General features: G+C 62.4%; 8 protein-coding genes. 2 read left to right on the plus strand and 6 right to left on the minus strand.

From position 1 onward, the window contains the following. Positions 1-442: 442 nt before the first annotated feature. Positions 443-1276 (minus strand): hypothetical protein, encoded by an 834-nt coding sequence (locus tag AC13FW_RS10235; protein ID WP_482988979.1) that lies wholly within the window; start codon positions 1274-1276, stop codon positions 443-445. A gap of 567 nt (positions 1277-1843) precedes the next feature. Here AC13FW_RS10235 and AC13FW_RS10240 point away from each other — a divergent pair. Continuing rightward, positions 1844-3484: an acyl-CoA dehydrogenase family protein gene (locus AC13FW_RS10240; RefSeq protein WP_482988980.1), complete on the plus strand. Its 1641-nt coding sequence runs from the start codon at positions 1844-1846 to the stop codon at positions 3482-3484. Here AC13FW_RS10240 and AC13FW_RS10245 read toward each other — a convergent pair whose 3' ends face one another. The 4 genes from AC13FW_RS10245 to AC13FW_RS10260 all read right to left on the minus strand — a co-directional run bounded on the left by AC13FW_RS10245 (position 3485) and on the right by AC13FW_RS10260 (position 7689). Further along, on the minus strand, positions 3485-5182 hold the full coding sequence (locus AC13FW_RS10245; RefSeq protein WP_482988981.1) for a diguanylate cyclase: 1698 nt from the start codon (positions 5180-5182) through the stop codon (positions 3485-3487). It lies immediately after the preceding gene. 160 nt (positions 5183-5342) lie between these two features. Next, on the minus strand, positions 5343-5738 hold the full coding sequence (locus AC13FW_RS10250) for a hypothetical protein (RefSeq protein ID WP_482988982.1): 396 nt from the start codon (positions 5736-5738) through the stop codon (positions 5343-5345). A gap of 312 nt (positions 5739-6050) precedes the next feature. Next, positions 6051-6392, minus strand: a complete 342-nt coding sequence (locus AC13FW_RS10255; RefSeq protein ID WP_282272266.1) for a hypothetical protein — start codon at positions 6390-6392, stop codon at positions 6051-6053. A 121-nt stretch (positions 6393-6513) separates the two neighbouring features. Further along, the gene (locus tag AC13FW_RS10260) at positions 6514-7689 is read right to left on the minus strand and encodes a thiolase family protein (protein ID WP_282272270.1); all 1176 of its coding nucleotides are present in this window, start codon (positions 7687-7689) and stop codon (positions 6514-6516) included. Positions 7690-7880: 191 nt separating this feature from the next. Between AC13FW_RS10260 and AC13FW_RS10265 the strand changes: the two genes are divergently transcribed. After that, positions 7881-10721, plus strand: a complete 2841-nt coding sequence (locus AC13FW_RS10265) for a S8 family serine peptidase (RefSeq protein ID WP_482989095.1) — start codon at positions 7881-7883, stop codon at positions 10719-10721. 79 nt (positions 10722-10800) lie between these two features. On the opposite strand, the gene AC13FW_RS10270 is transcribed toward AC13FW_RS10265, so the two are convergent. Then, positions 10801-11898 carry a Glu/Leu/Phe/Val dehydrogenase dimerization domain-containing protein gene (locus AC13FW_RS10270; RefSeq protein ID WP_296250902.1) on the minus strand — a complete coding sequence of 366 codons (1098 nt, stop codon included), beginning with the start codon at positions 11896-11898 and terminating at the stop codon, positions 10801-10803. Positions 11899-12000 lie beyond the last annotated feature (102 nt).

The raw sequence follows: 12000 nt of genomic DNA on the forward strand, positions 1-12000 counted from the left end.
AAGAAAGACCCAAAAGAGCACTCGGCGGAATGACACCTGCCCACTACGCCGCGCAGCTGGCGGCGAAGACAGATAAGATCAAAACAGGACTCTAAACCCGACCTCTACTCAGGTCGGGGGGACGTCGCCAATCCATTAAGGCTGGTGCTTCCTTCGGGTCTGTCGTAATTAGTCGGCCCTTCTTGACTAGGGTGGGCTTGTTTTTGGTGCCTTCAAGCACGCTATAGCGAAGCTGTCCGGTTAGAACATGGATACCAAGCACCCTCATTAAACTCTCCTTCTTTTAGCTTCGAAATAAGATGGCCTCGTTGGACGAGGTGTGTGCTAAACAATCAAGGCGCGCAGTGGTGTGCCAAGAATATCAATGTCGTGACTGCGCCGGTCAGGGATGCCTATAAGATCCTGAAGAATAAACACGAGTCACTGTAAGATTCGTGGGTTGTTATGAAACATCTTCAAATGCCCTATGAACTTTATCCAAGAGGTGTCTAAAGTGCATATGATCTGACTTGTCATCACACCGCATCATCAGCTCCTCAGTGTCACGCAACAGAACGTGGAGCTGATCTGCTCTTTCTGGTTGAGGAACTCGCTTTGAAGTCTGAATTTTTTCAAGCGTGCTTAATATTCGCTCATACTCAATTGCAGATATCGACCCCTTTCGGGAGCCGCGGTTTCTTTCATATATGGAGAGCTCCATAAGCTTTCGCATCTCTTGCATTTCTGCTCGAAGAACACCAAGGGCCAGCCCTTCTTTGTCACCTTTGAGCTCAGGGATTTTTGCGGATCTACTTAATGCAAGTAGCTTTACAATTGAATTCACGTTTCCCGCTTCCCCATCAGCACTTACAGTTGCTTCAATAGCTCCCTTTAGCTCGCGCTGGCTCTTTAGTACCTCGTGATACTTCATGTCTTTGGAATATTCGAGGTAGCGAAGTGGGGTGATGTCGAATATTTTTGGCGTTCCCATTTCTTGAATTAGGACGACGGGCCTATCAAATGCCTGTCTAATCCCAAGCTCAAACAGAACATTCGGATTTCGGCTACTAAGGTCGCAAATGGAAACAGGGGCTTCAATTAGTTTCCTGAGGATGTCGAGATGAATAAGGTTGGTTGCTTTTACATCATCGGCCCTCACTGCGCTGTATCCTGCCATCTCGCAGGCGGGTGCGACGATGTCATCGTAGACGTGTTTGAAATGGCCTTGCGGATATCCGTCCGTGTCCGCGATTGGCATTATTATGAAGCAATCTTCCTTTATTACTTGTTCGACCATGATTTCAGCTGTCTCATACAAGCTTGAGTAGGCCCCGGATTGGGGGTATGTACTGGATCATCAAGTTGAACGAGGATTCTGTCAAACACGAAGTATCAGAAAGATCGAACTCTTGTGTTTCACGCGCGTTTCTCAGGTGCTGACGATACCCCAAGTGTGATGGGCAAACCTCTTGCCTTCCCGGTAGTGGCGGGTAACGCACTGGCTAATGCGACGGGTCGAATAGTTGCGATACCGACCTGCGGGCCACTTATCGACCTTCGGCATTTAGCTAACTCGTTGTTCTATTAAGGCCGGATGTGAATTGTGCTTTGTATACACCATGCGCATCTCCTTCGTTTGTGCTGCGGCTTTCTTTTGCGTTCGCTGAAATGAGGTTGGTGCGCATCCCCACTAGTCACATTGGTGCCGAATGGTTGTCCCGACTTGCGTTGCAATTATCGGCAAGCTGGCGTTGCAGGATGAATTCATCGTTGCCCTGGCCGAGGTCGCGCAGAAACGCTGAGCAACGCGCGGACGACGGGCGCTTGCGGCAGAATCAAGGACGGTCCTCCCCGAGTCGCCGCCATGCTGCCGCAGCCGCCTCCGTTTGAAACCCACGTCGTCGACAACCAGCCGCCGCCGTTTGCCGAACGTGACCTGTGGCACGACGATCTGGCCTTGCAGCAGTGCGTGCAGCGCGAGGATGCGGAAGCGTTTGCCGGGGCATTGCAGCACTACGGCGTGCTGGCCGGTGGCGAGCTTTACCGGATCGGCTTCGATGCCAACCGCCAGCGTCCGCTGCTGCGCACGCATGACGCGCAGGGGAACCGGATCGATACCGTCGATTTCCATCCGGCGTATCACCGCTTGATGGCCACGGCGAAGACCCGTGGCGTTGCCGGACTGTCCTGGCGCTCGGCGCAGCCTGGCGCGCATGTCGCGCGTGCGGCCTTGAGCTATCTGCACCATCAGGCCGAAGCGGGCACCAGTTGCCCGTTGACCATGACCCACGCCGCCGTGCCGGTGTTGCGGCAGGAGCCTGCACTGGCGGAATGGGCCAACAAGGCGGCAGCACCTTTCTACGATGCCCGCGATCTGCCCATCGGCGACAAGCCTGGCATCACCATCGGCATGGGCATGACCGAGAAACAGGGCGGCTCCGATGTGCGCAGCAATACCACCCTGGCGACACCGCTGGCGGGCGAGGGCGAATACAGCCTGGTCGGGCACAAGTGGTTCTTCTCCGCGCCGATGTCCGATGGCTGGCTGGTGCTGGCACAGGCACCGGACGGACTGAGCTGCTTCCTGATGCCACGCCGGCTTGCCTGCGGGCGGCGCAACAACTTCCATCTGATGCGCCTGAAGGACAAGCTCGGCGACTGGGCCAATGCCTCCAGCGAGGTGGAGTTCTGCGGCGCCTGGGCGCGGCGTGTTGGCGAAGAGGGGCGCGGCGTGGCCACCATCATCGAGATGGTGATGCTGACCCGGCTGGATTGCATGCTGGGCTCGGCCGCGCAGATGCGCATGGCCCTGGCCCAGGCGCTGCATCATGCACGGCACCGGCGCAGCTTCGGCAAGCTTTTGGTCGAGCATCCGTTGATGGCGAATGTGCTGAGCGATCTTGCAATCGAATCGGAGGCTGCGACCACCTTGGCGATGCGCGTGGCGCGTGCCGTCGATGGCGCGCCGCAGGACGCACATGAAGCCGCCTTCGCACGGATCGGCACGGCGATCGGCAAGTTCTGGATATGCAAGCGCGCACCAGGCTTCGTCAACGAGGCGCAGGAATGCCTGGGCGGTGCCGGCTATGTGGAAGAGTCGATGCTGCCGCGGCTGTACCGGCAGGCGCCGTTGAACTCGATCTGGGAAGGCAGCGGCAACGTGCAGTGCCTGGATGTGCTGCGTGCCTTGCAGCGCGAACCAGAAACGCGTGTGGCCCTGCGGGCGGAGCTGCAACACGTTGCCGGTCGCAACGACGACTATGATCGCGCGCTTGAGGCCGCGTTACGCCAACTGCAGGACGCCGAACTGGCCCAGGCCGGTGCGCGCGCGCTGGTCAGCGATGTCGCGGTATTGCTGCAGGCAGCCGCGTTGCTGCGCGCGGACAGCCCGCTGGCAGATTTGTATGCGCAATCACGTCTGCCGCGCGCGGCCGGTGTCTACGGCGCGCTGCAGGCCGCAGCGCCGTTTGCGGACGTCCTCCAGCGCGCCTTGCCGCAGGCCTGATCAGCCAGCGCCATCCAGTGCCGGGTCGAAGCGCAGCACCTGGTTGCGGCCGCTGCGCTTGGCCCGGTACAGCGCGGCATCGGCCTTGCGCAGGAGGGTGAGGCCAGCCACGCCATCGACCGGATACGTGGCCACGCCCAGTGAGATGGTGATCGGTGGCAGCGTCTTGCCGGAGAACGGCACGCTCATCTGTGACAGCGCAAGACGCAGTTCCTCGGCCTGGCGCAGCGCATTGTTGCTGTCCGACTCGGGCAGGATCACGGTGAACTCCTCGCCGCCATAGCGGCAGGCGATGTCTTCGCCGCGCAGACGCGAGCCCAGCAGTTGGCCGATGGCCGCCAGCAAGGCATCGCCGCCGCCGTGGCCGTGGGTATCGTTGAACTGCTTGAAATGATCCACATCCAGCATGATCACCGACAGCGGGAAGTCGCGCCGGCCGCAGCGTGCGATCTCGCGGGTCAGTGACTCTTCCAGATAGCGCCGGTTGTACAGCCCGGTGAGTGGATCGCGGATCGACTGCAGGCGCAGCGACTCGCGCAGGCGCAGGTTGCTCAGCGCAAGCGACAGCTGCTCCACCGCCGACTCGGCGATGTTCAGGCGCGGCAGCGGGCCGGGGCCAGCACCGGAGAGGAACAGGAAACCAATCTGTACGCCTTGTGCCGACATCGGGATGCAGGCGGTGGCAACACTTTGGCCGGGCTCGGGGCGGCTGATATGCGGGCAGCTGGCATCGCGCAGCAGGTCATCGATGACATGCGGTTGCCCACGCCGGATCGCCCAGCAATCACTGGGCGGCAGGAAGGCGCTGGTTTCCACCAGGGGTGTGCCCCAGCTGACGATGTTCTCGACACGGTCATTGGAAGCGCGCAGCAGATAGACCGAACCGGCGACATTGGGCATCAGCGCTTCCAGCGTGCGCGCGCTGATTTCCAGGGCTTCCTCGGGGTTGGCGCAGCTCTGCAGCAGGCCGGTATAGCGGCCCAGGGTCTGCAGGTCGGCACTGGAACGTTCGATCTGTTCCAGGTTGCCCGCCAGTTGCTGGCTGGCGCTGGCTGCACGCTTTTCGGCGCGGCTGCGGCGGCGCAGTTCGGACAGCAGGATGCCGTACACCGATCCGACCACGGCCAGGCCAAAGGGGATGCCGGCAAAGGCGAGCCCGAGCAGCAGATCAGCGCTACGGCGGGAGCTGGCGGCACGGTCCACCAATAGCTCGTGTTCCTCCTCGACCATGGTCCGCACCTGCTGGCGGATGGCGCTGGTGGTGCGGAATGCACTCTGGTTGATCGCCGCGCGTGCAGCGTCCAGGCCTTGGCCGTCATAGATATCGACGACGTGCTGGATCTGCTGCAGGCGCTGGTTTACCAGCTCGTTGAGCTTGAGCGCATTGCGCGCCTGATCGGGATTGTCGGGGATCGACCTGGACAAGCTGCTCAGCAGCAGCGGAAGTCGTTCCACGCTCACCTGGTAGTCAAGCAGATAGGCTTGGCTGCCGGTCAGCAGGTAGCCGCGCTCGGCCGATTCTGCATCCAGCACCATGGACTGGATCTCATCGATCCGGCTGATTACTTCGTGGGTGTGGGCGACGAGTTGTGCGTCGGCGATGAACCTGCGCGCACCGACGAATACACCGACGCCGATGGCAACGAACACCAGCGCCGAGAATATCAGCGCGAATTTACTGCCCGTGTGTTTCCGCATCCGGTCCTTGACTGCATGTTCAAGGTGATACGCACGTGCTGCCCACGCGCGCGTGATCACATGCCAACCCGGATGGTGTGCATCCGGCCCCTGCGGCATCACGCATCCTGCGCGAGCGCCACGCAGCTGTCATCGACATGACAGCTGCGTGGCGAGTCTATCAATGCTTGGCGGCGTCTGCTTTCTCGCGCGCCTGCTTGGCGGCGTCTTGGGCGTGGTCGGCAACCTTCTGCGCCGCGTCGGCGGTAGCCGCGCTGGCATCGGCAGCAGCGTCCTTGGCTGCGATGGAGGCTTCGTCGGCCGCCTTGGCGGTAGCGTCGGCGGCATTGTCCAATGCCTGCTGCGATTCGGCAGCGGCGTTGCGGGTGGCCGCTGCGGCCTGGTCGGCGGCATCGCGGGTTGCGCCGGCTGCGGATTCGGCTGCGTTCCTGGCCGCTTCGGCGGCATGGTCTGCGGCAGCTGCCGCGTCCTGCTTGGCCTGCTCGGCGTTACGGTCATTGCAGCCAGCCAGGGCCAGCACCAGGCCTGCGGTCAGTACGGGGACAAACAGTTTCATTGCACTCTCCTGGGATGGGCCAATGTGCTCACCCTAGGGGTTTGCGTATTCAGATCACGTCAAGGCTCGACCGCGCGGTTAAGGAACCCTGGATCGGCGCGGGCGCGATGCGGCGATCGAATGCTGCGCAGGTCCGCACGCGCTGATCACGGCTTGCAGGTTGCGGGCCAGCTGTTTTGCTCAGCGCAGGACGGCGCTGGCCAGTTGTGGCTTGTTCGCAGTGATCCGCGCTATTGCCGGAGTACGCCCGGCAATAAAAAAAGCCGCTGGCGAACCAGCGGCTTTTCGATACTAGCTTGGAAGCAGAAGTTATTACTTCTTGGCTTCTTCAGCAGCGTCCTTGGCCTGTGCAGCAACGTCTTCAGCAGCCTTGGCAGCGTCAGCAGCGGCGCCAGCAGCAGCGTCGGTGGTGGCAGCAGCGGCTTCGCCAGCAGCCTGGCCAGCAGCGTCAGCAGCGGTGGCGGCGGTGTCAGCAGCAGCCTGGGCAGCGTCAGCGGTAGCAGCGCCAGCGGTGGCAGCAGCGTCAGCAGCGCCCTGGGCTTCGGTTGCAGCGGTGTCAGCGGCAGCGGCGGCGTCAGCAGCCTGCTCCTGCTTCGAGCAGGCGGTCAGGGCCAGACCCAGGGTCATTGCGATCAGCAGCTTGTTGATGCTCATTTGTGAATCCTCGTCGTGAAATTAGGCAACGCGCCATTGCGCGCCGGGAACATGATGACAAGCCCATTTCGACTGTCAAGCGGTCCCGCATTCAGGTTTTGAATTATCTGAAATTTTTCAATCAAATCAATTCAATGGCGATGGCAGTTGCTTCGCCGCCGCCGATGCAAAGCGACGCAATGCCACGCTTGAGGCCGCGCGTGCGCAATGCATTTACCAGCGTAACCACCAAGCGGGCACCCGATGCACCGATGGGATGACCCAGTGCGCAGGCACCACCATTGACGTTGATCTTGGCATGCGGAATGCCCAGCTCACGGATCGGCGCCATCGCCACCACGGCAAAGGCTTCATTGATTTCGAACAGGTCGACGTCGGCGATGTTCCAGCCGGCTTTTTCAAGGACCTTGCTGATCGCACCAATTGGTGCGGTGGTGAACCATTCCGGTTCCTGCGAGAAGGTGGCGTGCGCGGCAATGCGGGCCAGCGGCTGCACACCGCGCTTGGCGGCATCGTCGGCGGACAGCAGCACCAGTGCGGCGGCACCGTCGGAAATGCTCGAGGAACTGGCGGCGGTGACGCTGCCGTCCTTCTTGAAGGCCGGGCGCAGGGTCGGGATCTTGCTGATGTCGGACTTGCCCGGCTGCTCGTCCTGGTTGAACTCGACGTCGCCCTTGCGGGTGGCAACCGTGACCGCAACGATCTCATCGTTGAACGCGCCGTTGGCCTGTGCCGCCTGTGCGCGGGTCACCGATTCAATGGCGTAGGCGTCCTGCTCTTCGCGGGTGAAGCCGAACTTGGCAACGGTAGCTTCGGCGAACACGCCCATGGACTGGCCGTCGTAGGGGTTGGTCAGGCCATCCCATGCCATGTGGTCCACCGCCTGGAAATTGCCGTAGCGGTTGCCGGTACGCGAGTTGGGCAGCATGTGCGGGGCGTTGGACATGGACTCCATGCCGCCGGCGACCACGATGCTGGCCGAACCGGCCTTGATCAGGTCGTGGCCGAGCATGATGGCTTTCATGCCGGAGCCGCAGACCTTGTTGAGCGTGGTGGCACCGGCGCTGGTCGGCAGGCCTGCGGCAAGTGCGGCCTGACGGGCCGGTGCCTGGCCCAGGTTGGCAGGCAGCACGCAGCCCATGATGACTTCGGACACATCCGCGGCGGGGATGCCGGACTGCGCGATGGCAGCGCTGATGGCAGTGGCGCCCAGGGTTGGGGTGGGGACGCCGTTGAACTGGCCAAGGAAGGAGCCAATGGCGGTACGCTTGGCGGCGGCGATGACAATGTCAGACATGAGCAATCTCGGTTATACCTTGCGGCAATTATCGAACGTCTGCGGGACCGGGCACATTGGACCAACGGCACATCCCCACAGACAGTGGATTGTCGTTGCAGTATAGAAGGTAGCCGGAGTGCTACCGGGATCAGGTAATACCTGAATTGGCGAATCATCCATCGGAAGGGGAGCAGGGAATGAGCAGTGCAATGGTGAGCAGCAATTTGCCGCGCGGCGTGTTGGCCAGTTCACTGGCATTGGCGCTGGCAGCGTGTGGGAGTGGTAGCGGCCCGAAATCCGATCCGCCGCCGGTCACACCTCCGGTAACGCCACCACCTACTACAACGCCACCTGTGATCCCCCAGCCTGCGTTTGATGCGCATCTGGCATTGACGAACACGCAGGCCGCGCACGCCATGGGCCTGGACGGAACCGGCTACCGCATCGGTGTGATCGACTCAGGGGTGATGCGCAACCATCCAGCGCTGGCAGGGCGCGTGCTGGCCAACTACAACTATCTGAACCCGGCGCAGAACAACCTGTCGGTGGACGATGTGGTTGGACATGGCACCACGGTTGCGCAGCTGGCCGCCGGCGCGCCGACCGGGCGATGGCCGGGTGGTGTCGCGCCGGGTGCGCAGATCCTTTCCGCGCGCATCATCGCCGACAAATCGCCTACCGATGATGGTTCCGGCAATGGCAACGAAGTGACCGGTGCGCTGGGCATGGCCTCGGTGCATGCCGACCTGATCCGCGATGGCATGCGCATCATGAACAACTCCTGGGGCGGCCTGTACTGGACCCGGCCGAACGTGACGGCCGAGATTGCCAACGAGTACCGTCCTTTCATCAACAACAATGATGGGCTGGTGGTGTTCGCCACCGGCAACGAGTCAAAGCCCAATCCTTCCGACATGGCGGCGTTGCCGAGCAAGGTTGGCAATCCCGGCAGTTATCCGGCGGCGGACCTGGAGCGTGGCTGGCTGGCGGTGGCAGCCTTGGATACGGCCAATCCGACAGCGCTGGCCTCCTACTCCAATGCCTGCGGCGTCGCCAGGAATTACTGTCTGGTGGCGCCGGGGACATCGATGTTCCTTGGACAGGACAGCACGGCCAACAATCTGTCGTATTACTACGGCAGCGGCACCTCCTACGCGGCGCCCTTGGTGTCGGGCGCAGCAGCATTGGTGTGGCAGGCATTCCCTTACTTCAACAATGACCTGGTCCGGCAGACGCTGCTGGGGACTGCGACCGATCTGGGGGAAGCCGGGCCGGATGCGGTGTTCGGCTATGGCCTGCTCAATGTCGGCAAGGCGGTACAGGGGCCGGGCAAGGCGGACTGGGGTGATATCAAGGTCAACGTGAGTCAGCTCGGGCTCAATTCGGTGTGGAGCAATCCGATCAGCGGTGCCGGCGGTCTGGTGAAATCCGGCAGCGGATCATTGGGCTTGTCCGCCACCAACACCTACGCCGGTGCTACTCGTATCCGGCAGGGCACGCTTGCGCTGCGTGACGGCGGTTCGATCCGTTCGAATGTCAGCATCGATGCACAGTCCAATCCTTCGGCTGCGGCACTGCAGTTCATGGGAGGCACCACGCGTGTGGTGGGCAACGTGGACAACGGCGCCAGCGTGATCGTGCTCAGCAATGAAGGTTCGGCAACGATCGAGGGCAACTACGTGCAGCGCTCAGGCGCGCGCTTGATGGTGGCGCTTGGTTCCAATGCCTTGCAGGTCACCGGCACTGCCAGCCTGGATGGTGGGGTGATGGTAAATGGCGCGGTCGCCGGCTACGTGCCACAGGATGGCCGCCGGCAGGACCTGCTGCATGCAGGTGGCGGTATCAGCGGGCAATTCGCAACCCCGGCGACTGGCAGCACCGGGGTTACCTTGTTGCAGACCCAGTATGGCTATGACGCCAACAACGCTTGGCTGCAGTTGGACCGGGTGAGCGTCACGGCGGCGGCAAGCGCCGCCAGCGTTGGCTTGCGCGCGATGTCGGCGGCGCAGCGGGTGGAGCAGGCGTTCGAACTGCTGGATACCGATGATGTTCTGCAGGCCACGGCGTTCGGCTCAGCTGCGGCATCGGTGCAGGGTGTCGGCGGCGGCTTTGCCGGGCTGGCCCAGAGTCTGGAGAGTCTCTCCGGCCAAGCCCATGCCACCGCCACCGCGATGACCTTTGACAGCATCGATATGAACCGGCGTGCGCTGTCCAGCCAGTTCGCCGAGGGCGGTGCGCGGTCGGCAGTCAACGGTGTCTGGATGCGCAGCCTTGGTGGAGGCGGGCAGGGCGGTTACCTGGGCAGTGACTACAGCGTCGGCGGTTGGATGATGGGCGGCGAAACTGCGCTGTCCAGCAATGCCGTACTTGGTTTCGCGTTCGGTGAAACCCGCGCCAATGCCAGCGGCGGTGTGGCGCAGGACCGGAGCCGTGACCGTCAGACCCAGTCGCAGCTCTACGCCGGTTGGCAGCGCGGTGATGCCTATGTGCTGGGCCAGGCCGGATTTGGCCAGTACCAGCGCGAGCTGGATCGCGGGCTGTTGTTGGGTTCCGAGCGCGCCGGGGTGCAGGCGCGTTACAGCGGCAACTTCCTGTCCAGCAGCATCGAGGCCGGTTATCGGCTGGGTCACGGTGCAGCGCAGCTGACGCCGTACCTGGGCGCGGACTACACGCGTATCGACGGTGGTGCGTTCAACGAGCAGGGCGGCTATGGCTTCGGCCTGCGTGCTGACGATTGGAGCAGCAGCAGGGTGCAGGCCTTGGCGGGCTTGCGTGGGCACTACCTGTGGAAGCGGGTGGCGTTCAATGGCTATGCGGAATGGCAGCAGGCGCTGGGCGGTAATGGCCTGAGTCTGGATGCCAGCTTCGTCGGGGTTGATGCCTGGGCACCGATTGCCGGCCTGCAGCCGTCGCGTTCGGGCGGTTTGTTTGGGCTGTCGGTGGATTCTTGGTTGGCCCGCAATACGCGTTTGTCGCTGGGCTATGACCAGCGCTTCGGCCCGCGTGGTGACAACCGGCAGGTATCGCTGCGCCTGCAGCAGGCGTTCTGACCTGGCAGCGGTGTCGGGTTGCTGAAAAGCAGAAGGCGGGCGAGATGATCGCCCGCCTTCCGTGTTTCAGCGGCAGTGCTTACTCGCCGCGCAGGCGGTTCATGCGCGGCACCGAACGGCCCATCGGCATCTTCAGTTTGCCGATCGCCTCCAGCCGGCTTTCTGCGATGCGGTCGGCCGCGCGCTGCGGCGAGACCTCATCGCGCTCGGACTGGTCGAAGATCTTGCCGAGGTTGTGGTAAATGCTGCGGATCAGGCGCATCGCGCGCTCGCGGTTGTAGCCGTCGATCTCCAGCGACACATTCATCACGCCGCCGGCATTGACTGCATAGTCCGGTGCCCACAACACGCCCCGCTTGTACAGTTCATCGCCCACGGCATGGCTGGCCAGCTGGTTGTTGGCGGTGCCGCAGATGACCTTGGCCTTGAGCCGCTCAAGCGTGCTCATGTCGATGGCGCCTTCCATCGCGCAGGGCGCGAACACATCGGCGGCAACGTCGTAGATGGCGTCGGGCTTGACCGCTTCGCAGCCGTATTCCGCAACGGCCTTCTGCACCAGCACCGGGTCCAGGTCGGTGACGTAAAGCTTGGCGCCGCGCTCGCGCAACAGCTTCACCAGCTCCATGCCGATATGGCCCAGGCCCTGCACCGCAATGCTGAGCTTGCCGATTTCCTCATGGCCGAACTTGCGCTTGACCGAAGCCATCAGCGCCTGCAACGCACCGTAGGCGGTAAACGGGGCCGGATCGCCGGAGCCGCCATGGACCTGGTGCACGCCGGTGACGAAGCCGGTCTCCAGGTAGATGTTTTCCATGTCGTTGACGTCGGTGCCGACGTCCTCGGCGGTGATGTAGCGGCCGGCCAAGGCCTCGACCTGACGGCCGAAGGCGCGGAACAGCACCTCGCTCTTGGCGGTCCTGGGGTCGCCGATGATCACTGCCTTGCCGCCACCGACATTCAGTCCGGCCAGGGCGTTCTTGTAGGTCATGGTGCGGCTCAGGCGCAGGACATCGCGCAGCGCATCATCGGTGTTGGCATAAGGGCGCATGCGCACGCCGCCCAGGGCTGGGCCCAGGGTGGTGTTGTGGATGGCGATGATGGCTTTCAGGCCGGCATCGCGGTTCTGGCAGAACAGGACCTGCTCATGGCCGGAGGTTTCGAGGGTGTCGAACAACATGCAGGCTCCGATGGCGTGTTTGCCACAACGTCAGTGATCGTGTAGCCAAATGGCTGGCCGGAAAACAAAAAATGCGACTTCGTCGGGGCAGTGACGGGTCGC

The organism is Stenotrophomonas sp. 21LCFQ19 (genome assembly GCF_056861425.1).